Consider the following 25,087-nt stretch of genomic DNA (forward strand, 5'->3'; position numbering starts at 1 on the left):
ATGATTCAGCAAATTAAGACCATTTTAATACCAATTAATTTAGGCAAACTAAAAAATATTTCATCAACAGAAGCCTCCATTTCCATATCAAGTTCTGTTGTATACAGAGCCAGCTAGCTCTGATGAATTATATTCTCCCTAATACTAACTAGCGCTTCCATAATAACCGATCTGCGGCAACCAATATTCATTCGCATAAAGCCGCTTCCACCTTCTCCAAACACTGAACCAGGGTTCATGCCCAGCTTGCAACCCTTAACAAAAAAATCGCGCAGCGCACTGTCATTTAAACCCAAGGCGCGGCAATCTAACCATAGCAGATAAGTCGCTTCTGGTTTTATTAACTTAATTTGTGGTAACTCGCGTGCGATAAAGTCAGCAGCAATATCGCGAGTTTGCTCCAAATAAATCATCAGCGCATCGAGCCATTCATCACCATCGCGATAGGCGGCCTCAAAAGCAACCATACTGAGCGGGTTGTAATTACCAACGTGCAAACGCTCAAAAACCTGTTTCATCGCATTTCGTTCTGCAAGGTTGGGAATAATCAAGGCTGACAAGCCCAAACCGGGAATATTGAAACTTTTATTGGGTGCAACTGTAGTGACAATTTTATCGCCCGGTTGTGACAGTCGGCCTAACATAGTGTGAGTTACGCCCGAGTAAACTAAATCGCAGTGAATGTCATCAGAGAGAATAGTTAAATTGTAGCGACGGCTAATATCCAAGAGGCGTAGTAATTCGTCTTCTCGCCATACACGGCCAACTGGATTATGAGGTGTGCAGAGCAGCAACAAGCTCGCGCCCTGTTTTGCGCAATCCTCCAAATGCTCAAAATCAATTTCATAACGGCCATTCACTTCGCGTAGCGGGTTGTTGAATAATGTTCGATGATTGGTTGTTACTGCAGAAAAGAAGGGAAAATAGACCGGTGATTGCACTATCACACCCTCACCTTCTTTAGTAAACGCCTGCACAGCAGCAAACAGCGAGGGTACAACCCCAGGGGCAAATACGATCCACTCGCGTTCAATTTTCCACTTGTGCCTGCGCACAAACCAATCGACAACAGCCTGATAAAGGCTTTCGGGGTAAAGCGTATAACCAAATACGGGGTGATTGATTCGTGTTTGCAATGCGTGTGTCACACATTCAGGGACTGCAAAATCCATATCGGCAACCCACAGCGGCAGCACATCACTGGTGCCAAAGTATTGCTGGCGACCATCAAACTTCACGCAACTGGTCTGCTCTCTATTAATGTACTGGTCAAAGTCAACCGTCATAAAATTATCCTGATACACTTAAAAAATATTGAATAGACTACCCGACATTCACCACAGAACACGCTACAGAATGATACGAATTTTCCTGGCATTAGTCTTTGTTGTTGCGGCTATACCTTTGCACGCACAGAGCAGCCTGAATGATACCCTCGTCGTTCGCATTCCCTACATGGAGCGCGAAGCGGCTCACCGTGTCTACGCGGATGAATTATTGCGTTTAGCGCTTGAGTTATCAAAGGACAAATACGGGCCTTATCAAATTGTGCAACAGCGACAGGAAACCGTTATTCGCCGTCAGCTACTGGAAGTTGAAGCGGGCAAAAACCTCTCTCTCGCAGTATCCATGCCTACACCTGAGTGGCTGGAGAAAACCCAAATCGTTCAAGTGCCGATCATGAAAGGTCTTGCCAGTTATCGATTATTTCTTGCCAGCGACAAAAATCAGGCGATGCTTAAAAACATCAATACCTTAAAAGAACTAAAAGCATTAACTATCGGGCAAGGACAAGGTTGGTCTACAGCAAAAATTCTGGAGGACAACGGTTTCAACGTTATGCAGGGTGGCCCCTACGCAACGCTTATTCCCATGTTAAAAGCAAATCGTTTTGAATTATTAATGCGCAGTATTTATGAAGTGGGGCCTGAACTGAATGCCTACAAACGTAAAATGCCGGACTTAACCATTGTCAATAATTTTGGTTTGTACACTTATCTGCCTATGTATTTTTTTGTTTCAAAAAACCAACCACTGTTGGCCGAGCGATTAACATATGGCCTGCATAGGGCTCATAAAAATGGGCAGTTGAATAAACTGTTTGAATCACATTTTACTGAAGCCCTCAAACGCCTGCGCAATAAACAACGAAAAACGTTCTTTTTAACTAACACCAATATTGATAAAAGTTTCTTTGAGCAAGATAAACCCTACTTGCTCAAAGAAATTGTCGAGCTGGAAAAACAAAGCAGGAAAACTAAAAGCAATTAGCGATCAATTTCAATCTTGCATCGATCTATTGAATTGTTGAGTCTATTCTACAGATGCTGTTCGATGAACATCGTAGCGTAATTCCAACATCCCCTCGCCCATTTGCTGTACGGACTTTAATTTTAATGTAGGGCTCAGCACGCGACGCGGAAATACAGGGCGCCCCTTCCCCAAGGTAACCGAACCGAGTTGGATAATAATTTCGTCCAACAACCCAGCCTCATAAAACTGCGTTGCAAGCTCACCGCCGCCAACTATCCAAATATTTTTGCCAGCGGCAGCAGCACGAATTTGTGCATATTGGGCTCGCACATTCCCCTTCACAAAATGAATATTTGCACCATTAACAGCGGGTAAATTGCGATGACTAAACACCCATGCTGGTTGCGTGTAAGGCCAGGGTGAACCCACTTCGGCGATCACTGCATCGGCATTGCGTAGCATCCATTCATATGTTCCAGAGCCCATCACAATAGCCCCGACTTGCTCGATAAATTGGGGATAGCTGGATTGATTGATATCGGCCAGCGGGAATAACCATTCAAGGGAATGGTCCTCAGTGGCAATAAAACCATCGAGACTTGAAGATGTGTAGTATTGAATTTTCATTGTTTCTCCTGGCCTGATTTGCATCAGGCCAATGATAACAATATTTTATAAGAATATATTTAGCTAATCCGCTCCCAAAATGTAACCTCAGAAAGCGTATGCTGGAATTTACGTTTGGTTTCGCGAATTACAAACGGAACTTCTTGCGGGCCTTTGATTAAACGGAAGTGTTTGCCCAGATGAGCTTGCAGCCCATCCAGTGTGGTGAAACTTTCGCCGTCCTTTTTGAAGCCTCCAATCCACTCTTCACGCGGTGTATGTTCGGTCAACCAGGTATAGGGCGAAGTTAGCATCAAAACGCCGCCCAAGTTTACACGCTCGTAAATACTGGTGAGAAACTTCGCCGGGCTGTAAAGACGATCAATTAAATTGGCGGCGAGGATTAAATCATAGCCGGTGAATTGCGGTTTTAAATTACAAGCATCGCCCTGGAAAAATTCAACTTTGTGTTTGTATTCATTCAGCCCCAAATCGTTTAATGAACGGGATTTGTAGGAAACCAGTTCACCTTCATCAGTTAAGGTGTAGCGCAAGGTTTCGCTGTTGGCGAGTTGGACACCTTGACCGATGAAACGGGCGGAAAAATCGATGCCGGTAACAAAATCAAATGCACGTGCTAATTCAAAAGTCGCGCGTCCAGAGGCACAACCCAAATCCAGTGCTTTATGTTTGGGTTTATCGCCAAGTGTTTTTATCGCGAGTTCAGCCAAGGCTTTAGAAAAATTGGGTACACCAAAATATTCATCCCCGTAATGGAATTCGGCATATTCAGATAAAAGTTTATCGGTTTCGTAATGGGAACTAGGCAAGGGTTTTACATCTCCGGAAACAACATAGCGAAAGCCCGCATGTTGGAAAAAGTGACGGCGGAATGCGTAGCGCGATGAGCGCAGGGTTTCATTACCGCAGGAAATCCATGAGCCACCCTTAATTAGATTGTGACGCTCATCGAATGTGGGTGTGGTGAAGTCATCGTAAATACTATGCACTTCAAAACCTTCAAAAGGATAAATCGGTGTTTCAGTCCACTGCCAAACGTTGCCGACAACATCGTAAAAATCCCCCTGTGCAAATTTATTCACCGGACAAGATGATGCAAAATGATCTAAATGAAGGTTGGCATTCGCAGCGGATTCACCAATATTGTGTAGGCCACTTACATCATACAATCGATACCATTCGTCCTCGGTGGGCAGGCGAACGTTCATACCAGTTTCAGATTTTTTCCAGTTACAAAATGCTTTTGCTTCGTGATAGTTCACTTCAGCGGGCCAGTCCCAACACATAGGCACTTCTTCGGTCATTAACCGCAAATACCAGCCATTGGTTTTTTTAACCCAAAAGGTAGGGTGCTGTGCTTTAGTAAAAGCCAGCCAGCCTTTCCCCTCCTCCTCCCAGTTGTGTAAATTTAAATAGCCACCCGCTTCAACAAACGCTAAAAATTCTTGATTGCTCACCAAAAATTTAGCGGCTTTAAATCCGCTAATGTCAGATTCATGCAAGCCGTATTCATTGTCCCAACCGTAGTAAGGGTCTTGTTTGTCTTTGGCAAGACGAACTGTTCCCGCAGCAACTGAAATTAATTCATTTGTTGGTGCAGTCGCCGATTCCTGCGCTGCTTGCCAATTGGATGAGCTTTTTACATATTGCAGTTTGTGTTGGCGAATCAGTACGGATGATGTTTCCAAATGAATCCGCTCATGTTCAACCCCCATAATGATTGCCCACCAAGGGTTATTCCAATCAACCGGCATTTGCAGGGGGGCGGTTTCAATCAGGTTAACCACCAGCGTGCGCACTTTATCGCGATAGGCTTTTACTTCGGCGGGTGTAGGCCATTGGTAATGTGCTTCATTCAAATCATCCCAACTCATTTCGTCCACGCCTACGGCAAACATGGATTCAAAGCGTTGGTTAATGCGTTCGCTGATCATGCGTGTCAGCAACAATTTATTTACAAAAAAAGTAGCAGTGTGACCAAAATAAAAAATCAGCGGATGACGTAAAGTGATGGGCTTAATGTAATAAGCCTGATCATTAGCCAGGCATTCAAAGAGCGATTCATAGCAATCAAACGTAGTGAGAAAATAGTCACGTAAAATTCGTCTAAAACTCGCTTCATTCCCCTCACGCAGGTTAGGTGTGCGAGTGAGTAAAGGATTGGCCGCAAAGCTTGAAAGTACTCGCGCTTGAGCGGAGTCCATCGATGAGGCGGCTTGGCGCAGCGTGTTATGTCCTGAGTGCATTGGTATGCTCCTGATTCTTTCCTGTAAGTAAGGCGGCGATCCACACCTGTAGGTGTTGCCATAGATCGTTGATCATGGATGCAGAAAACACCAATTTGTTACGCTAATCGCCACCCTTAACAGGCACTATTACTGGCGACCAACATAATCCTTGGCGAACTGCCATGCCACGCGACCACTGCGTGCACCGCGGGTTCTATGCCACAAGAGCGCAGCCTGCTCAGCTGCTTCCGTCCACTGACCGCCCAAATGAGCAATCCAGTACTGGGCGGCAGCGAGGTAATCGTCCTGACTGAATGGGTAAAAGCTCAGCCAGAGCCCAAATCGCTCCGACAGAGATACCTTTTCTTCAATGGCGTCACTTGGGCGCACTTCACCGCTTTCATCGCTAACATCCAGATTCTCGCGCATTTTTTGCGGGATAAGGTGACGGCGGTTACTGGTGGCATAGAACAGCATATTCGCAGTGGGTGCAGAAATAGATCCATCCAATACCGATTTCAATGCTTTATAGCTGATCTCGCCTTCTTCAAACGATAAATCATCGCAAAAGATAATGAACTTTTCAGGTCGTTCGCCCAGTAAATCAACGATTTCGCTTAGATGCAGGAGGTCTGTTTTATCTACTTCGATAATCTTTAACCCCTTGGGGGCAAACTCAGCCCAGACGGCTTTGATCAGCGTGGATTTACCCGTACCACGTGCACCAGTCAGCAGTACGTTATTGGCGTCGCGCCCGGCCACAAACTGGGCCGTATTACGCAGAATAGACTGTTTTTGGTGCTCAATATTCTTCAACGACTCCAACGCGACCTTGTGCGGGTGTTTAACTGCCTGCAAATAGCCCTCACCGTTCACACGTGTACGCCAACGAAATGCGCTGGCATTCCAATCGGGTTCGGGGCGCTGAGCAGGCAATATTGCCTCTACTCGCTCAATTAGCTGCTCCAAACGGGATATGAATAAATCAAGATTTGACACGCTGGATTACCCTCTAAAATTGGATTAAGTTACTAGCCATGTGATAGCTCTGGGCTATATTGTAAAAGGTTTAATGGTAATTTCACGCAAAAGGTTTTCTATGTTTACCAAACAGGAATTGCAGGTTATTGGAAAAACATTGGCGCAAAAGCGCGATTGGATAACTAAAAACCTGAACAACACAGAAATCGAGAAAGCCAAGGCGCAGCTGATGCAAGACCTGCCCCTGATTGAATCCGCCTTACAAAAATTGAGCGATAAACTACACACTTTTGATGCCCCTGTTAACGAGCGTATCAATCACTACATATCGCCCAAGGCTGTATCCCCCATCCGCCAAGCGGCATTTGGTCGTCGTCAAGAGTTGTTGTCAGGGCAAATTCGAGTGTTGGTTGTAGATGATGACCAATTGATATGCGAGCTGATTAACGCATTTTTACGCGCATCAGGTATTTATCAGGTTGATTTTGCCAACGATGGGTTGAAGGCGATTAGCGCTATGTATGACGCAAATCCCATTTACGATCTGGTACTTTGCGATTGGAATATGCCTACCAAATCCGGCATTGATGTACACAATGCGATGCGCGCCGCAGAGCGTTATTTAGGTACGGTTTTTATGTTGGTTACCGCCGTAACAGAAGCCAAACAGATTCGCGCTGCCATTGAGGACGGTGTTGATGACTATGTGGTTAAACCTCTGGAGCAAGATAAGCTAATTAAAAAAATTGCGCGTTTCTTTCCGCAAGTTAAATTAGAAGATGAGAGCTAATGCTCTCATCTTTTTACCCTTCAACCTCCAACATAAAATCCAACGCGGCCTGCTGACGTATCGCTCGACGGTGATTGGCCATTAACTTTTTAATCTTTTCCTGATCACACACTTGGCGATCAAGCATTACCCGCGTCTTTAATTCACCAACCGGTTCGCTTGTTGGGCATTTACTGAATACAAACTGATTGGAGATTAAATCCATAAATGGGCCTGACTTACTGCTTGGCATAATAAAATTCAGCTGCAAGCCCAAGCTTTCTGTTAAGTAATTAATCACTTCACGGGAGCGATGCTCATCCATTTTAGAAAACGCCTCATCTACCAACACCATGCGCAAATGGCTGTTGCCTTCATTAAAGCGAAATGCGGAGGTAATGGCGGCGCTGCGAATAATGTAAGCCGGTGTTTCCAGCTGCCCACCAGAGCCCGTGCCATATTGGCTGAGTGCAATGGGGGCTTTACCTTCTGGTTCTTTGTAAATTTCATAGCAGCGATAATTACGATAATCGGCAATGCGCGTTAATTCACGCAAGGCTTTTTGTTCGTCCTCATCCAGCAACATCGCCATTAGTCGTTCGCGCACACGCTGGTGTTTTTCATCCAGCTTCATATTGAACAGTGTTTCGCCTTCCCCCAGGCTGGGGCTATCGATTACGGCTTTGAAGAATTGCCAATACTCTTTGAATTCAGGTACCCATTCCCAATCAAAACGGAAGCGCTCGCGGTCCGCGCCAAAGCGGTGATGCTCCAACTCTTTATTCAAATCCTCCAGTGTTTTTTTACCATCATTAATAGCTTGATAAATGGAGTGGCACAGATTGGTGACAAAGGCATTGTTAAAACTTTCACGCAGCGATTCAATTTCCTGATGTCGCTGAGCGAGAATATGATTTTTATCGCGATTATAGAGCGCATCAAATTGCCGACGCATATCGCAAATTGCACGGAAATTCGCGCTTCCCAAATCGTCGTTGTAGTCAATATCAAACAAAATGGCATCGCTGGTTGCACAGAACTGGTTGTGCACCATCGCCGCTTGTTGCAAGCGATGTAAAATAGTTTTTAACTCGGCATTTACCCCAGCTAACTGGGTTTCAAAGTACTGCACGCTGTGTTGGCCTATCTCTTCATCGGCAAGTTGCAAACGTGCGTCCGCGTCAAAGTCTGGCCAGAATGCAGCAATGGCTTGCAGGTTGGTTTCGCAACTATCAACCTGCGCGAGGGTTTTATCTTGCTCTGCATCCAGTTTGTGGCAGAGATTATCCGCCAACTTTAATTCTGCGCGGCAATCCACTTGTGCATTGTTTAAGCGAGCATAATGTTGGTTCTGCTCCTGCAAACGCAATTGCAGTTCATTTAACTCTGCCTCTAATGCCGTGGTATCACTTAAATCCAATTGCTGCAATTTACTATCAATCGCTTGAATTTTTGTTTGTGCCGCCAGCATCGCCTGTAATGTTTCGGCATAACTCAAGGGCTTAAGTTTATCCAGCGCAAGCAAGAGTTCTTGGGCCTCTTCCGCATAAGCCGTTGCGGCTTGCCATTCACTTACCAGCGTATGGAATTCATTGCGTTTGGCATCCAGTGCGCGCTCGCGAGCGCCTTGGCCAAATACCAATTCTGAATCTGCCATATCACAGCGAAACATCGCGTAATTGCCCGAGCCCATAGCATCTTTGGTGATGCCGCGCCGCGTGTTTTTTAACTCTTTGGCATTTTCTACGCGTTGTACATTGCCATAACTCGCTTTAATGTAGGCCTCTGCGGTGGCGTGGGAAAAATTCATTACTTGAATAATGGAGTTACTAGTCGGTTCGCCAGATTTATCAATATCCTTACGCGCTTTATCGCCCTGAATAATGCGGGCGCGATTCCCCTGCCCTGCCATATTGCGCACAATAGCAATCGCCTCGGCTTCGTATTCCGGTTCAACAATAATGCCAAAACGTGCTGCGCCAATATAACCTTCGATCGCCGCTTGCCATTCGCGATCGGTGATATCCACGTAATCGCATAAAACCCTGGCATCGGCTTTCGGGCACTGGGTAGCAATCGCGTCAAGCGCGACGCGCACAAAACCGGGGTAACTCACTTGACGTGATTCCAAGGTCTGGATTTCGCGGCGTTTTACCTCAGTATTTTTTTGCAAACGCTCAGCCTGGGTTTTGCGTTTATCGCGCTCCTGAGCGATTTGATCGCGTAAATTAATCCGCGCAACACCGGCATTGGAATCTTGCGTAAATAAGCTGGCGAAAAATGCATTGTGATGTTTTTGCAGCTCCACCACTTTTTCCAGCTGAGGTTCCAGCGGGCTAAGCTCAATTAAGTCACGATTGAGAAGCTGGTGGATATCCAGTGCCTCGGAATCGCTACACAGGTTTTTAACCAATGCCGTCAGGTTGCTATCTTTTAACGCAGGTAAATCCACTGCGATGGAGGTTTGGCGCAAAGCCAGTGAGAATTGTTGGGCAGCTTCAAGGTTAACCAAAAGTTGCTGATGTTGCTTACGCAGTTCCGGCACTTGGGTTTGAATCAGCTTTTCTTGAGCAACTTTTTCCTGTTCCAGTTGATCTTTATCACGCAGTGCCGGAACGCCTAAGCGGCGGGCTGTTGCGGCAAGAATCAATTGGTTAATTTCATCGCGCTGGGCTTCACAGGCAGATAACGATTGCTGATGTCCCGCCGAGCTTTCACGTAGCAATTGCTGTTTATGTTTTGCATCCAAATACAAACTTTGTGAGTCGGTATAGCGGCGTTTTGCTACAGAGTATTGCAGCACCTGTTGTTCAAGCCAGTTGGCGATAAAGTTGTCCGACCACTGACGCCCCTGTGCCATACGCTCAATGCCTTGGCGCAGCGTGCGGGCGTCTGACTCCATGGTATGAATACGTTTAAGCATGGTGGATACGGTGCGAATGGCTTCGCCTAAATCGCGGTACTCCAGAATCTCGTTGGCAACAAATTCATCGATACCCTTAATAGGTTTGTATGCCATAAAGCGCGAAAATGCGCGGGCGGCATTCATGGCTTCACGCTCGGAGATTGCATCCTTTTTGCCGCGCAAAACACCATAAAGCCGGCAGAGATAAGATTTTTTCTTGTCGTATTTCTCTACTTGTGACTGACCATATTTGCGGCGCAAACCAGCGTAGAGTTTGTCGAGTGGAACTACATACTTGTGTGTTTTTTCTTCTTTTAATAAATCGTTTAACCCCAGTTCTACATCACTCAGAATATAAAACTGGGTATCATCCAAACGGGCAACTTTTTGTAGGCCTGCTCCTTGCCCTGCTGTTTCTAAAAACGCACGCATGCCGATTAATGCGGTAAATGGCTCGCTATTTTCACCTTGTGTGGGGTGAAATATTGCCGCTAAATATCCATCGCAACCTTGCGGGCGGGAATACGCACCATCGTCACAGCCCAGCACATAGGATGCGAGTGTGCGCACCAGTTTTCCACCGCGGCCACGCTGACTCGATTCATCCTGCCCAGGGTTGAAATGAAACAAATTATCATGGGCTGCCGTCATGATGGTTTGAATCGCATCCGCCGCCGTAGTTTTGCCCGAGCCATTGCCGCCGGAAAATAAATTAATCGGCCCAAATTCAAACTCGGTATTGGGTACATTGCCCCAGTTAACGTAAATAAACTTTTTCAGATACATAACTATTCTTCAGCGGCAAAAAGCGAGCGATTAAAATGCGGGGTGGGCTTGACGGGGGATGGACGAGCGTCGCTTGCTGTGCTGGGCTCTTCTGCATCCTCATCAACTAGTAGTAAGTTTTCGGCAAGGTGATTACGGATCTGCTCAAGCCATTCGTTATTAACGAGATTAATGATTAACGGACGAATTTTTATCCAACTTTCACTGGAGTCAATATCTGATTCGGCGAAAAAATTAATCAACCGCAGCTGGCGTAAACGTTTAAACGCCTGGCGACGCTCACCGATATTTTCCGGCAAGCTGCGACGCAGCAAACTTTTCATCGCCATGGCGATGGCTTCGAGCGATAAAGTGGCGCAACCCTGCTCGTCGATGCTACCTTCACGTAACGCTTTGTCGTATTCGGCGCGCAGCACTAATACCAAAGCAACTTCGTGTTGATTTAAGCGGCTGCGCAACCCTGCGTTGAATGGCTCGTCAGTTTCATCATCCATACCGGGTAAACGTGCACCCGGTGGCAGAATGCGCACAAAACGAAAATGGCTGTCATGCTGAAAGCGAATTCCCATCAAACTCAAGTAATCATTCAGTAGTTCATGAATACGCAAAAAGCGGTCATAGAGTTCGGCTTCAACCTGACTGTCATCGCGACATAAGACACCGTAATCCAGTAGCCGCTGTACCAGCTCACGCCAGTTTTCCAAACTTAAATTGTGTTTATCCAACTGCTCCTGCAGGAGCGAGCTTAATGCGTTACTCATTGGGCTTACCTTCATCGGTCAAGCTAATTACAAATTCATCGCGCTGCTTAAAGTAAGCGCTATTTGCTACCAAAGGCTGTTGGTGCAACCATTCGCTATTTTGTTGAACACAAAAACGATAACGGGACGAAAGATTGTCTGCAGCGCCAACTTCAATGGCATGGGAGAGATTTAATAATTCCTGCATGGAATTCGCCTGCAACTCGCTGCTGCGAATCTCACCTTTTTCCAGCAGTGCACGATGGACATAATCACGCACACTACTGGATTGCAAAATAAAGGCTTTATCCAACGCTTGTTGAATGAACAACGATTTTTGAGCTTCTGCATCCAATGCTTTATCCTCGTCAAGCATTGAGCGTACAACTTGAATATTGCGCGGGGCACGCAATTGGATTTGCGCAGGGTCGATATAACCCATTTGGATACTGGCAATCGCTTCGCCTTGCACGACTAATACCTCATCCTGCTGCTCGGGCGATAAATTGCCAAGCGAGCGGTAAATGTCCATCAGGTCATCCTGCCCGCGGCTATTAATGTAGCTGAGCTGGCGAATAATAATGTCAGCCCGCTGGGTAAAGGTGTTCAATGCGCGACGCAGCGCGGGCAACATAATGTCACAGGCATTTTTCAAGCGTGAGTCAATGGTTTGCAGCAAGGTCTCCAGCAGCGATACACCGGTAACTACTTTTTGCGGTAATGCTTTGCGCAAGCGAATTTCCATTACTGCGCGCCAATCTTTTGCAGCGGTTTCTTCATCGCCCAAACCGTATTTCCGTTTGCGGCGAATTTTGGTGATTATGTCGGAAATTTGGTCGCGGTATTTTTCTACACTATCAGCAGACAAACGTACTTCCAGGTCAGGTTTGAATACCGTCTCCATAAAATCAAAAAACTCATCGCTCGCTTGCTGAATTAATTGGCGTGATTCCACTTCACGCACCAATTGACGCTTGCGCTCTTCAAGCTCGGCGATGACATCGGTGAAATCACTGATGATTCGCTCTGAGTATTCATAAGCATCGAGCAAATCGTTAATTTCACCTTGATCGTAAAAGGCTTGCAAACTATTGCGGGTGTTACGGGTGTTGCGATTGCGGGTACGAAATTGATTCGCATCGTTATCGGCAAAGGGCTGGGTAAATAAACGGCCCATGCGACTAAAACCATAGCTACTTTGCAAACTGGTTTCGTCGACTTGCTTTTCCAGCCAACCATTTTCAATTAAACGGTTAATAATAAAACTCGCCAGATCGCGCTGGGTTTTAAAGCGCCCCTCACTTGTATCCTCACCTTCGGTATCGACATCAAGATCAATATCCAAAATGGGCGCGCGAGCAATCGCCTCTTTAAAAATATCGACTAGCTGTTCACGATTAATCGCATGTCCATAGTCACGCAGATCTGTGTATAAACGCTGATATAAAAGACGCAGGCACTCAGCAGCGAGCGCCCGGTATTTACCCGTGAGCGGATTAAAAAAATGAAGCCGGGAATCGCTAAAAAACATCAGAAGGGTTCACAAAGTTGCGGCGAATAAATTACAGACAATGTTTGGCAAAAAGCGATTGCTCATCTTCAGTCCAATCTTTAGCGTCTTTCACCATCATCACTTCACACCAATCATCGCTACCCACTTCAGGTATACGACCATTTAGTGCAGCGACACGATCAAGCGATTCCTGCGGTTTTATATCACCTACAGTCTGTACCATTTGTTGGTTTGATTGTTGTGCTTTTAATTCCTGCTGAGCAATTTCAGCCACTAAATTCATGGCTGCAACGGTTTTTTCCTGCTCATTCACTAGCTGTTTTGTTTGTTGCTCAGATTTTTTGTTAGTTGATTGAATCATAAATAACCCTAAACCCAGCACCAACACACTGAGAATTAACAATATGACAAGGAATTTTTGCTCGCGAAACAATGACATCATTACTTATAAATCCTGATTCTAATTTCAACCCAATAAGCAAAACTTAAAGCCATTCAGCCATTTTTTCGGCATAGTAAGTGATAATTAAATCAGCTCCTGCACGCTTAAATGCCGTCATGGTTTCAAGAACGATAGATCTCTCATCGATAACACCGGCAGCCGCGCCGGCTTTAATCATCGCGTATTCGCCGCTCACATGGTAAACCGCCAAGGGGCGCGTTGAATTGGCGCGAATACTGGCAAGAATATCCAAATACGCAATGCCCGGTTTTACCATGAGAATATCGGCACCTTCCATTTCATCCTGCATGGATTCGGCAAGCGCTTCACGTGAATTGGATGGATCCATTTGATAGGTGTTGCGCGTGCCCTTAAAGCTGCTATCAACCGCGTCTCTAAACGGGCCATAAAATGCAGAAGCAAATTTGGTGGAGTAAGACATGATTGGAATATGCGTAAACCCGGCACTGTCCAACGCTTGGCGAATTGCACTGATCATGCCGTCCATCATGCCCGACGGGGCAATCATATCCACACCGGCTTGCGCTGCCAGTACAACTTGTTTTTGTAAATTTGCGAGAGTTTTGTCGTTATCCACATCATCATGGGTAACTACACCGCAGTGACCATGGTCGGTGTATTCGCAGAAACAGTTATCGCTAATAACTAACATTTCTGGCTGTGCTGCTTTTGCGGCACGAATCATTCGCGCGAGCAAACCATGCTCACACCAGGTATCGGAACCCTCGTGATCTTTATGTGTGGACACACCAAACAAAATAATTGCACGCACACCCTTGTCCCAAGCGCGTACTACAATATCTGCGAGTTGCGCTTCCGGGTAGCGAAATACACCCGGCATGGATTTAATTGGAACCGGCTCACTAATGCCCTCTTCCACAAAAATGGGCAAAATAAAATCGCTCATATGCAAATGAGTTTCACGCACTAATTCACGCAGGGCTGTAGTTCTGCGCAGGCGACGAAAACGAAAGTCAGGTTTGGTCAGTGGAATCTGCATAACTAAACTCAATAAATATTTAAATGCTCAAAGAGCCTTCGTGGCTCCATTCACAGCGTACCCGCATATTGCCAGAGCCGGGCTTATGAAAACTGCCGTTCGCTTCCCAAGTAAATGTATGTGTACCTGACAATTCCGTCTCCAAGTGAACGGTAGCAGAAACCCAATACATTTTGCTCAGCAGCGACTCAAACTGGGCAATCCATTGATCCCATTCATATTCCACTGCCTTGTAAGACGCGCCGAAGTGCATGACTTCTGTTTGATAATTAAAAAATGGCGAATTAACACCAGGAATAGAAAACATTTCCTGACTCAGAAACGGCCACTCGTCTGCATGAGGTAAAGACAGCATCGCCTCGCGGTTAACACGAATACGTTCAGACTCCAGCGCTGACGGTGATACATCCTTAATACAACCGTAGACAATTGATTCTTGATCCATAATCACTCCGACATTAGTAACGACAACTAACGACTTTTAAAACGGCCACCACCAACTGCCTTTAAACCGATCCTCACAGGCCCGCAACTGATAGTCATATTGCTGTGCACGGGATTCAACTTTACGGGCAGTATTGATTAACCAATTCTTTCGCTTATAAGTCCCACGATTAAAGCCTCCATGGCCTTCGTGATACGCGAGATACAAATTATAACTGTCCCCGGGGTTGATTCGGCTGCGGGTTTGGCTTTGTCTGTTATACCAACCAATAAAATCAATCGCATCACCAAAATTATCGCGGCGCGACCAACCATTTCCACTGTTTTTTTGGTATTCATTCCAGGTGGCATTTTTTGCCTGGGGGTAACCATAAGCATCACTAGGACGCGGCCCTGGAATCACCCACAGGATTTTTGTGCGTGCTGGCCGTGCATTATGTTTGAATTGAGACTCCTGAAACATGATTGACATCATGGTCGGTACTGATGAGCCCCAACGTTTTTCGGCTTTTTTTGATTCTTTGTACCAAGAAGGTTTTTCATCAAAAATTGCACAGAGATCTTGAGGTTTTGTTGGGGGCAAGCTGGAGCACCCGATTAAACCTATTAAGCCAACCAAGCACAGCAACCGCGCAAAAACTATTAATGCGTTTTTATATTGCATTGCTAAATGCTCCTTCCATGCTGCTGTAGTAACTCAAGTAATCCCGCTTCGTCCATAACCTTCAGGCCCAGCTCTTCTGCTTTAGCGAGTTTTGATCCAGCGCCCGGCCCAGCGACAACATAATCTGTTTTAGCGGATACGCTACCGGCTACTTTTGCGCCAAGCGCTAGCAAGTGTGCTTTGGCATCATCACGAGAGAGCGATTCCAATGTGCCCGTTAATACATAAGTAAGCCCAGCCAGTGGCAACTCCTCAGGGCTCACGACATCAATGTTGTCCCAATGAATACCATGATTACGCAATGCAGATACGGCAATAATATTGCACTCTTGTGCAAAAAATTCCGCTACAAAGTGTGCGACCACAGGGCCAACATCAGGCACTTTTTGTAAGGTCTCCTGATCGGCAGCCGCCAGCGCCTCAAAACTGCCAAAGTAATTGGCAAAATTGCGCGCGGTTGCCTCTCCCACTTCACGAATACCCAAGGCATAAATAAATTTTGCCAAGGTAGTTTTTTTGGAGGTCTCCAACGCGCTTAGAATATTGTCCGCAGACTTTTCCCCCATGCGCTCCATGGCCGATAATTGTTCGCGACTCAGGGAATAAATATCCGCAAGATTATTGACCAAGCCCAAATCGACAAGCTGTTCTACGAGTTTATCTCCCAAGCCCTCTACATTCATTGCCTTGCGTGAAGCAAAATGTTTAATCGCTTCTTTGCGCTGCGCTGCGCACACGAGCCCGCCTGAGCAACGAGCGACAGCTTCATCGGCAACTGTCTCTACGGGCGAACCACAAACCGGACATGAGACAGGGAAAATAATATCGCGGGCATCAGGTGTTCGCTTACTTTCTACCACTTGCACAATCTGCGGAATAACATCACCCGCGCGACGAACAATAACCGTATCGCCAATTTTTATGCCTAGGCGATTAATTTCATCGCGATTGTGAAGCGTTGCATTAGAAACGGTAACGCCACCCACAAATACGGGCTGCAAACGAGCCACTGGCGTGACGGCACCAGTGCGGCCGACTTGAAACTCCACATCCAACAATAGTGTGGATTCTTCTTGCGCAGGAAATTTATAAGCAATAGCCCAGCGTGGTGCACGAGAAATAAAACCGAGCTTTTCTTGTAACTCGCGAGAGTTAACCTTGAAAACTATACCGTCAATATCGTAAGCAAGTCCGTCGCGTCTCAGTCCAATTCGACGATAGAAATCCATTGCTTCCTGAATATTTTTTGCAACTTGCGTTTCGCGATTGGTTAAAAAGCCCCAGTTTTTTAAAGCAGTTAAGGTGCCGCTATGGGTTTCCGGCAACTGACCACCATCAACCAATCCAACACTGTATGCACACATTTCGAGCGGGCGACTTGCCGTAATGCGAGGATCCAATTGGCGCAAAGAACCTGCGGCCGCATTACGTGGATTTACAAACAATTTTTCACTCGCCCCCCGAGCCTTTTCATTGAGCGCTTCAAAACCGGCCTTGGGCATATAGATTTCGCCGCGAACTTCTAAAACTACGGGATAACCTTCCCCGTGCAGACGCAAGGGAATTGATTTAATGGTACGTACATTTTGAGTGATATCTTCACCATTGGTGCCATCACCCCGTGTTGCACCACGCACAAGTACGCCGTCGCGATATAACAAACTGACAGCTATACCATCCAGTTTTAATTCGCATGCGTACTCAATATCCCCCGTACTTTTAAGGCGATCTTGTACACGTTGATTAAACGCCAATAAGTCTTCATCGCTAAATGCATTATCCAAGGACAGCATTGGCATTTCGTGAATCACTGTCTGGAATGCAGACAGCGGCGCAGCACCGACCCGTTGGGTTGGCGAGTCGGGTGTGACAGAATCTGGAAACTGAAGTTCTAGTTCACGTAAACGCTGCATTAACCGATCGTAGTCGGCATCGGTTATTTGGGGATCATCCAATGCGTAGTAACGATAACTGTGGAAATTAATCTCCTGACGCAGCTGTTGAATTTCTGGGGGGGAATTATCAAAGAGAGACAAAGTAGACATGAATGAATGTACCTGAAGAAGCGAATCCTGCGGTTAGCAACACGCTGCGATTCATGCCTTGATAGACAGCAGATGCATCCCTGCATCTTAAGAATTGATCTTAGTGGCGCGGTGGACGGCGAAATAGACGAGTTCGTTCAAAATCACGAATACGCTGGCGACAATGTTCGAGTGTTTGACGAGTCATCACACTGCGTTGCTCATCTTTCAATTCGCCATTTAATGTTTCTGCAATCGCACGTGCAGTATCCGCCATCAAATCAAACGATTGCATTGAATCTGCATTAATCGGTAAAGTCATGAACAAACTTACGCCTGGAGTTTCAAATTCATCCATAGCATCAAGATCAAAAGTTCCTGGCTTCACCATATTCGCCATACTAAATAGCAGTGCACCCTCGCCTTTTGCATCACTGTAGCGATGGAAAATATCCATGCTTCCGTAGCGCATACCGCATTTCAGGATGATGTCTAATAAGTCACTGCCCTTAAACATCTCACCTTTATGAGCCATTACGTTAATAATTAAAACCTCTTCCGGTTCTGGCGCGGGCTGTTGGTTTAATTCATTTTTGTTTTGCGCTGCTGGCTGCTGATGATCTTCATATTCATCATCTTCTTCGTAATCTTCATCATCATAGTCAGCATCACCTTGCTCATGATCGTCCTGCGGAAGCTCATCCTCGTATTCGTAATCTTCCTCTTCATTGGAATCTATATCATCTCTTTCATCATCAAGTTCACGCACATAGGGGTGATCATCTTCCTCGTAGTCCTCTCCTTCGTAATCTTGTCCGTCATTGACATGGTCGAGATCCGAGTCGGGTGTTACAGCGGAGAAGCTGGGCTCTATACGCTCATCCAGCGGCAGTGAACGATTTTTATCTTCCACTGATTCCATCAAAATAGGTACCGACTGTCCAAGATTGAGACTGGTCTGCTGGGGTTCGCGTTGAGCTCGTGTAATAGGCGCTTCTGTAAGCGCATTACGCTGCTGTTTTTCTGTGTAGGATTTGGCGTGCGCCTTTTTTTCAATACTTGGAATTGGCGCTTGTGGGTCGCGCTTTGCTACTACACGAGCGCCACCATTAGGCAGTTCACTGGTATAACTAGGTGCTGCAGCAAGCTGATCTTCTTCGTCTTCCAGTGCTGGCTGCTTAAGGCTTTTTTTAAGTGAGCGCGACACTTTAATTTTGCCAGTGCGCTCATTATGTTTGCGTCTGATTCCATCGACCAGAATCAAAACAATAAACAGGAATCCGATAATGATGACCCAATCTTTCATAAGGTTATCCGTAATATGTATTTAGTGTTAAACCGCAGCGAGTTCTGCGGCCTCGTCAACATCTACTGTCACCAGGCGTGAAACACCGGGCTCGTGCATGGTGACGCCCAACAATTGGTGCGCCATCTCCATCGCATTTTTATTGTGTGTGATGTAAATAAATTGCACTTGGGCTGACATTTCTTCAACCATACGTGCATAGCGCCCTACGTTTGCGTCATCGAGCGGTGCATCTACCTCATCCAGCATACAGAAAGGCGCCGGGTTCAAACGGAAAATAGAAAATACCAATGCAATTGCTGTTAGCGCTTTTTCGCCGCCCGACAGCAAATGAATAGTACTGTTACGCTTACCTGGCGGGCGAGCCATAATGGTAATGCCTGTATCCAACAGTTCGTCACCGGTCAGTTCAAGATAAGCATGACCACCGCCAAAAACTTTCGGGAACAGCTCCTGCAAACTCTTGTTAACCTGATCAAATGTTTCTTTGAAGCGCGTACGCGTTTCACGATCAATGCGCTTGATAGCATTCTCAAGCGTTTCAAGTGCTTCCATCAAATCCGCATTTTGCGCATCAAGATAATTTTTGCGCTCGGATTCGGTTTTATATTCATCAATGGCAGCAAGGTTAATTGGGCCCAAACGGCTAATGCGACCGGCAATGGACTCCAATTCCTCTTCCAACGGTTTTACTTCTGTACCTTCAGGCATTTCAGCCAGAATAATATCCAGATTTAATTCTTCTTCCTCAAGCTGTTCAACAATGCCAGCACGCTGCACTTCGAACATTTGCGCTGCTAAACGCTCCTGCTCCAAATGTGCACGCACTGCTTGCACTTCTTGCTCGGCGCGATTGCGCGCTTGCTCAGAGTTGCGTAATTCGTGCTCCACAGTTTCCAGCGCCCGACGAGCTTCAGTTAATGACGCTTCTACAGAGAGACGCTTGGACAATGAGGCCTCAAGCTCTAATTTATATTCCTCTACCGGATCGCGATTATCGGCAATGCTAGCAATTAATTGTTCACGCCGTTCATGCAAGCGAGCAACTTGTTCGCGCAAGCGTCCAATCCCCAAGCGAATCGATTCCAGCTGGGTTTTTACAGACTGATAGCGCATTGCAATTTCGTGCGCTTTGTCTTTGTCGTGGCGGGCGCGTTGTCGTGCGCTATCCAAACCGGAACGAATATCATCGCGCTGTTGTAATAATGACTCTCTCAGGTCAGTATCCTGCTCCATCATTTCGATGGCTTCGCTCAGAATTACTCGTGCTTCCGACAAATGCTCTGCTTCTTGCTCCATTTGCTCGCGCGCTTCGCGGATTTCATTTTCAGCACGCTCACGACGCATATTCATTTGTTCGATACGAGCTTGTTTGGCACTCAACTGTGAGCGCAACTCGCTGTGTTTGCGGTTCTGCTCATCCACTTCGCGCCGCAGGGCTTCACGCTCCTGTTCAAGGCGCTTGATGGCGTCACGCCCCTTATCAAGCTGCGAGCTTAATAACTCAACTTGTTCTTCAGCGCTGGCAATTGCTGCAGTGAGCTCTTCTAATTCCTGACGACGGGCAATAACACCAGAGCTTGCATCCGTATCGCGTGTGACACGCACCCAGTGTGCGCTCAGCCATATTCCATCGCGAGTAATCACGGATTCATTGGCTGTGAGCTGTTTGCGCAATGCAAGCGCTGCAGATAAATCATCAGCAATATAAATTCCGGCGAGCACGCCTTGCGCATCCCATTCAGCGCTAACTTTCGTGCTTAACAATTCTGCTTTTGTAAAAGGCGCCGCCGCTGTTTTTGCCTGCGGGTCAAATAACACCAATTCACCTTGAGTGAGATTTGTCAGCAGGCCGGCTACGGCATCAAGTTGATCGACACAAACCGCTTGTAACGAATTGCCTAGCACTGTCTCTAATGCTTTGTCCCAGCCATCGACAACCGCGATTGATTCGGCCAGTCGCGACTGTCCAGATAAATTATTCTTGGCGAGCCATTCGGTTACGGCTTTATTTTTTTCGCCCATGGCTGCTTGTTGCAATGCTTCCAGTGAAGCATGGCGGCCCCGCATTTTCTGCAATTGACTGCGCGCCTGATCAAGCTCATTGACGAGGCGATTATTTTCATTACGGGTTGTATCAAGTGTTTCTACAAAACCATCGAGACGCGCTCGTTTTTCATCGGCAATCAAATCCAACTCTGCAAGCTGCTCAGTGAGCTCATTAATCGACTCGTCGTCAGAGCCATCCTGCAAGTTCGTTTTTTCTTCGCGTAATTTTTCGATGCGTTGCAGTAAGCGCTGCTGAACTTGTTCCAAATGCTGGATACGGGACTGTTGGACTTCTGCACGCTGACGCGGCTCCGCTGCGCGCTGATTAAAACTATCCCAATCATTTTGCCAGCGTTGCATTGCCTCTTCGGCATCAATCAAGGACTCACTGGAAGTTTCTTCCGCAGCCTTCACCAACTCCAATTCTGGTTCCAGCTCCAGTAGCTCCTCTTCCCACGCCTCAACTTTTTGGGTATCTATGGCAAGATTTTCTTCTGCTTCTTTGCTGTCGCGACTGGTTTGATCCAGATCTGTTTGAAGCTGACGCGCACGTTCATTAGCATGCTGGATGCTTTGTTCAAGGCGCGCAATTTCAGCACCAATAGCGTAATAACGTCCTTGAACTTCGTTAAACTTATCGCCCAGTTCAGTGTACTGGGTGCGATATTTTTCAATTTGGGTATCTTTATTGACTTGATCAGTCACAAAAGATTCCATGCGCAATTCCAAGTCACGGATGGCTAGCTGTTTGGCCTTAGCTTGCTGATCAAGCTGCTGGTATTTGAGCGCCTGCAACTGCGCTTTTAACAAGCGTTCTTCTTTTTTATATTCGGCATACTTTTCGGCAGCTTGTGCCTGGCGCTGCAAACGTGATAGTTGCCGCTCGAGCTCATCCCGAATATCGGTTAAACGCTCCAGGTTTTCCTGGGTGCGGCGCATACGGCTTTCTGTGTCGCGACGACGCTCTTTATATTTGGAAATACCGGCGGCTTCTTCAATGTAAACCCGTAATTCTTCGGGCTTGGCTTCGATTAACTTCGAAATCATGCCCTGTTCAATAATGGCGTAACTGCGAGGGCCCAAGCCGGTACCGAGGAAAATATCGGTAATGTCACGGCGGCGACACTTGGTGCCATTCAAGTAATAGCTGTTATCACCATCGCGAGAAACTTTACGTTTAATACTGATTTCACTGAAACCCGCGTACTCGCCAGTCAGTGTTGCATCTGAATTGTCGAACACCAGTTCAATGGAGGCCTGACCAACTGGTTTACGGCCACTGGAGCCATTGAAAATAACGTCAGTCATGTTTTCGCCGCGCAGGTTTTTGGCTGATGATTCACCCATTACCCAACGTACCGCGTCGATAATATTTGACTTGCCGCAGCCGTTTGGCCCGACAACAGCGCATAAATTGCTGGGGAAGTTGACCGTTGTCGGATCAACAAACGATTTGAAGCCAGCCAGTTTGATGCACTTTAACCGCATAGATCCGTATCACTCATGATTCAGCAGGTTTTTGCGATTGAAACGCCCATCTTCAATCCACCTGTTCAAGAAATAGTCCGCTGGCGATTCGAGTCGCCTAGCTGTTTGATTTTGTTAGTCTTTTTGACTGCTATAAAATTTTAAGAAAACGCCAAATTAACCACTAAGGGCGGGATTCTACACATTTGTGTAGAGCTTTACACCCGCCCAAAACGGCAAACATGGGATTGCTTATCAAGTGCGGCAGTGGTCGCCTGCTTTTTGAGCGATTCATCTATTCCTAAATAAATTACAACCCTAGGGAGCGACTTGCTCACTGATGGTTATTTGCAAATCTGCCTGCGCAGCAGCCGCATCCACGGGGCCGATACTGCCTTGCCAATCACCCGCTTTCGCGGTTGCTGTACCATCCTGGGATACCCTCGCCACTAATTCAACACTATCAACTGTGGCGAGTGTCATAGCATCGGTCATTGCCATTGCTTCAGTTAGCAATACGCGCTTGGGTAACTCAGATACTTTGAAACGGGCAATCGCCAAAGGCATTTTGGCCCCCTGCCACGCTCGTGCATAAACAAAAACCAACTGATCGGGTTGAACCTTCACATCGTTCGCCAGTGAAACATTAACCGCGATTTGCCGCCCGTTGCGCGCTGCATCCAATTGTTCCTGAGTGCCGCCATTGGCAAAAAACAGCCCGGCAGCTCGCTCTATGCCCGCGGTAAGCGCCTGACCACCAGCGGAGTCCGGGCCGCTTAGATTAACCACGCGCCCCCAATATTTAATGGCACCTAGATAGTCTTGCTTTCCGAAAGCGTCTATACCTGCCAAGCCCAACGCCATAGTGTTATCAGGATCTAGCTTTAAGGCTTTTTGTACCAAATCAACAGTTGCCGGGTTGACTTTGCTCCCATCGCGCAGAAACATTGCCTGAGCTGCCTCAGCCATCACCATTGATGACTCTTTATCTCGCTCTAACGCTTGCAAATAGGCATTGGTTGCATTGGTAAAATCGCTTATGTCCATGTACATCCGGGCGAGAAAAAACCAGTATTGAAGCTGATCCGGGTTATCGGCCAGACGAGCCTCAATTAAGCGGATCATCTCACGGGTACGCACCGGGTCAGGATTTCGCCCCGCTTGATAGTCCAGCATATCAAGATGCTGTTTTTCGGCTTGCGCCATTCGTATCTCGACATCGGCACTACTGCCCAGCTCGCGATATAAACCATAAGCGGCAAGCAATGCCGCAAGTGCTACCACCGCAAAGGTAATACCACCAACGTTAAGTTGGCGCGTTTGCTGTGCTGCACGAATATTAGCTTCATCATCCAGCAGTGCTCGTTCTTGTTCGAGCTTCAGTTGGGCAAACTGTGCGGAATCAATTCGACCGGAAGCAAGTTGCGACTCCAGTTCGGCCACATGCTCGTGAAATAAACGCACATTTTCAGCAAGTCGCTCTTCCACATTAACTGCTGCAGTTATGGAGTTTTGCGACCTATAGCGCCAAACCGGCCAAAAAATAAATAACGTAGCGATAATACACAGCGCAACAGCGCCTCCCCACAGAGCGGTCATTGCTTGTTCTCCTGCTTGGCAACTGAATCTTTATTTCGCCTGCTGCCCAATAGCCCAGCAAGGCGCTCTCGCTCCTCGGGAGACAAACTTGACCCACTGGCCGTCAAGTCAATCGAACGGCGTTTGCGCACAATGAGTAGCAATAAGATGATGCCTGCAATCAGCAAAAATATTGGTGCCCCCCACAGCAATAGGGTGGACGACGTAACTCGTGGTCGATAAAGGATAAATTCGCCATAACGCTCCACCATGAAATCCACGATCTCTTTGTCTGACTTTCCGTCCTCTATCATTAGATAAAGCTCCCGACGCAAATCCATGGCTATTGGTGAATCCGAACCGGAAAGATTTTGGTTCTGGCATTTAGGGCAGCGCATTTCATCAATAAAACTTTGATAGCGTTTGCGATCAACCTCATTGTCGAATTCATGCACATCAATTGCCGCCATACTCCACGACGAAAACACTAAAAATCCGACATACAGACCTAGCCTTAATAATTGTGATCGCATAACAAGCCATCCGCCGCAAATGAAAATTTGTGCGCGAGTATAACAACTCATAAGCATGAGAGGTACGCCTGAATAAAGGGTAAAAACTGATCGCAAGCGATTGTTTTGCAACCACTTTTTAGGTTTTTTACATTTTTTTGGAAAAACCGTAAGAAAAAGGTTGACCGAAATTTTTACATCATTAGAATACGCGCCACCAACAAGGTGATCGCTGAAAAGCGAATATCTTGGGCGGTTAGCTCAGTTGGTAGAGCAATGCCCTTACAAGGCATGGGTCACAAGTTCGAGTCTTGTACCGCCCACCACTTCTACTCAAAAGGTAATAGTGGTTCTTAGTGACGCTGCGGACCGGTAGTTCAGTCGGTTAGAATGCCGGCCTGTCACGCCGGAGGTCGCGGGTTCGAGCCCCGTCCGGTCCGCCATATATGAAATGAAAAAAGCCCCACATCTGGGGCTTTTTTTATGTCCGCAATATAATGACTAACGAGAAAATAATCGTACTAAAACACAAAAAGCCCACAAGGGGCTCTTTGGTTTCTATCTGAGTATTTAGGTTTTCTCTGCGCTCACTTAAATAGCTTTCTTATTTAGTTCTCTATCTGCTTTTGCAGAGTCTTCTTTAATGTGTTTGTACGCATAGATACCGACATAAGTAATCATTATGCAAGCCAAAGCCACGATTACCAGACCATAAGCAACAATAGAATCCATATACATAAGGCACCTCCGCCAATTGATTCAACGGATTCAGTCTACT

At 46.6% G+C, this 25,087-nt stretch carries 19 protein-coding genes and 2 tRNA genes; 4 read left to right on the forward strand and 17 right to left on the reverse strand.

Features of this window, described 5'->3' with window-relative positions; genetic code table 11:
- Positions 1-113: 113 nt before the first annotated feature.
- The gene (locus O59_RS07810; RefSeq protein WP_040391718.1) at positions 114-1,286 is read right to left on the reverse strand and encodes a MalY/PatB family protein; all 1,173 of its coding nucleotides are present in this window, start codon (positions 1,284-1,286) and stop codon (positions 114-116) included.
- 70 nt (positions 1,287-1,356) lie between these two features.
- On the opposite strand from O59_RS07810, the gene O59_RS07815 reads away from it, so the two are divergent.
- The gene (locus O59_RS07815; protein WP_157152511.1) at positions 1,357-2,271 is read left to right on the forward strand and encodes an ABC transporter substrate-binding protein; all 915 of its coding nucleotides are present in this window, start codon (positions 1,357-1,359) and stop codon (positions 2,269-2,271) included.
- A gap of 42 nt (positions 2,272-2,313) precedes the next feature.
- Here the strand turns inward: O59_RS07815 and O59_RS07820 are convergent, their stop codons facing one another.
- The 3 genes from O59_RS07820 to O59_RS07830 form a co-directional block, all read right to left on the reverse strand.
- Positions 2,314-2,880 carry a dihydrofolate reductase family protein gene (locus O59_RS07820; protein ID WP_007641288.1) on the reverse strand — a complete coding sequence of 189 codons (567 nt, stop codon included), beginning with the start codon at positions 2,878-2,880 and terminating at the stop codon, positions 2,314-2,316.
- Between the two features lie 59 nt (positions 2,881-2,939).
- Positions 2,940-5,126 (reverse strand): 5-histidylcysteine sulfoxide synthase, encoded by a 2,187-nt coding sequence (gene ovoA / locus O59_RS07825; RefSeq protein ID WP_050976996.1) that lies wholly within the window; start codon positions 5,124-5,126, stop codon positions 2,940-2,942.
- 129 nt (positions 5,127-5,255) lie between these two features.
- A complete protein-coding gene (locus tag O59_RS07830; protein WP_007641290.1) occupies positions 5,256-6,107 on the reverse strand; it encodes an ATP-binding protein in 852 nt (283 codons plus the stop codon).
- A 100-nt stretch (positions 6,108-6,207) separates the two neighbouring features.
- Between O59_RS07830 and O59_RS07835 the strand changes: the two genes are divergently transcribed.
- Positions 6,208-6,879, forward strand: a complete 672-nt coding sequence (locus tag O59_RS07835; RefSeq protein ID WP_151057774.1) for a response regulator — start codon at positions 6,208-6,210, stop codon at positions 6,877-6,879.
- A 13-nt stretch (positions 6,880-6,892) separates the two neighbouring features.
- On the opposite strand, the gene O59_RS07840 is transcribed toward O59_RS07835, so the two are convergent.
- The 12 genes from O59_RS07840 to O59_RS07895 all read right to left on the reverse strand — a co-directional run bounded on the left by O59_RS07840 (position 6,893) and on the right by O59_RS07895 (position 24,330).
- On the reverse strand, positions 6,893-10,549 hold the full coding sequence (locus tag O59_RS07840) for an ATP-binding protein (RefSeq protein ID WP_007641293.1): 3,657 nt from the start codon (positions 10,547-10,549) through the stop codon (positions 6,893-6,895).
- 2 nt (positions 10,550-10,551) lie between these two features.
- Positions 10,552-11,310 (reverse strand): DUF4194 domain-containing protein, encoded by a 759-nt coding sequence (locus O59_RS07845; protein WP_007641296.1) that lies wholly within the window; start codon positions 11,308-11,310, stop codon positions 10,552-10,554.
- Positions 11,303-12,820, reverse strand: coding sequence for a Wadjet anti-phage system protein JetA family protein (locus O59_RS07850; RefSeq protein WP_007641298.1), 1,518 nt, complete (start codon positions 12,818-12,820; stop codon positions 11,303-11,305). The genes O59_RS07845 and O59_RS07850 overlap by 8 nt, the downstream gene beginning before the upstream one ends.
- 31 nt (positions 12,821-12,851) lie before the next feature.
- Positions 12,852-13,244 (reverse strand): DUF3012 domain-containing protein, encoded by a 393-nt coding sequence (locus O59_RS21995; RefSeq protein WP_040391724.1) that lies wholly within the window; start codon positions 13,242-13,244, stop codon positions 12,852-12,854.
- 43 nt (positions 13,245-13,287) lie between these two features.
- A complete protein-coding gene (hemB, locus tag O59_RS07860) occupies positions 13,288-14,265 on the reverse strand; it encodes a porphobilinogen synthase (protein ID WP_007641301.1) in 978 nt (325 codons plus the stop codon).
- A gap of 19 nt (positions 14,266-14,284) precedes the next feature.
- Positions 14,285-14,710 (reverse strand): hypothetical protein, encoded by a 426-nt coding sequence (locus O59_RS07865; RefSeq protein ID WP_040391727.1) that lies wholly within the window; start codon positions 14,708-14,710, stop codon positions 14,285-14,287.
- A gap of 36 nt (positions 14,711-14,746) precedes the next feature.
- Positions 14,747-15,373, reverse strand: a complete 627-nt coding sequence (locus O59_RS07870; protein ID WP_007641305.1) for a transglycosylase SLT domain-containing protein — start codon at positions 15,371-15,373, stop codon at positions 14,747-14,749.
- Positions 15,374-15,375: 2 nt separating this feature from the next.
- On the reverse strand, positions 15,376-17,418 hold the full coding sequence (ligA, locus tag O59_RS07875; protein ID WP_007641308.1) for an NAD-dependent DNA ligase LigA: 2,043 nt from the start codon (positions 17,416-17,418) through the stop codon (positions 15,376-15,378).
- A gap of 100 nt (positions 17,419-17,518) precedes the next feature.
- Positions 17,519-18,703, reverse strand: a complete 1,185-nt coding sequence (gene zipA, locus O59_RS07880; protein ID WP_007641310.1) for a cell division protein ZipA — start codon at positions 18,701-18,703, stop codon at positions 17,519-17,521.
- Positions 18,704-18,730: 27 nt separating this feature from the next.
- A complete protein-coding gene (gene smc / locus O59_RS07885) occupies positions 18,731-22,240 on the reverse strand; it encodes a chromosome segregation protein SMC (RefSeq protein WP_040391729.1) in 3,510 nt (1,169 codons plus the stop codon).
- Positions 22,241-22,537: 297 nt separating this feature from the next.
- On the reverse strand, positions 22,538-23,818 hold the full coding sequence (gene ccmI / locus O59_RS07890; RefSeq protein WP_007641314.1) for a c-type cytochrome biogenesis protein CcmI: 1,281 nt from the start codon (positions 23,816-23,818) through the stop codon (positions 22,538-22,540).
- Positions 23,815-24,330 carry a cytochrome c-type biogenesis protein gene (locus O59_RS07895; RefSeq protein ID WP_040392004.1) on the reverse strand — a complete coding sequence of 172 codons (516 nt, stop codon included), beginning with the start codon at positions 24,328-24,330 and terminating at the stop codon, positions 23,815-23,817. Before O59_RS07895 ends, ccmI begins: the two co-directional genes overlap by 4 nt.
- Before the next feature lie 229 nt (positions 24,331-24,559).
- Here O59_RS07895 and O59_RS07900 point away from each other — a divergent pair.
- Positions 24,560-24,635 (forward strand) — tRNA-Val (locus O59_RS07900).
- Between the two features lie 40 nt (positions 24,636-24,675).
- Positions 24,676-24,752, forward strand: a tRNA-Asp gene (locus O59_RS07905).
- 148 nt (positions 24,753-24,900) lie between these two features.
- Here the strand turns inward: O59_RS07905 and O59_RS21835 are convergent.
- A complete protein-coding gene (locus O59_RS21835; RefSeq protein WP_191966435.1) occupies positions 24,901-25,041 on the reverse strand; it encodes a hypothetical protein in 141 nt (46 codons plus the stop codon).
- Between the last annotated feature and the right edge of the window lie 46 nt (positions 25,042-25,087).

The sequence above is a fragment of the Cellvibrio sp. BR genome (genome assembly GCF_000263355.1).
In the GTDB taxonomy this organism is placed as follows: Bacteria; Pseudomonadota; Gammaproteobacteria; order Pseudomonadales; family Cellvibrionaceae; genus Cellvibrio.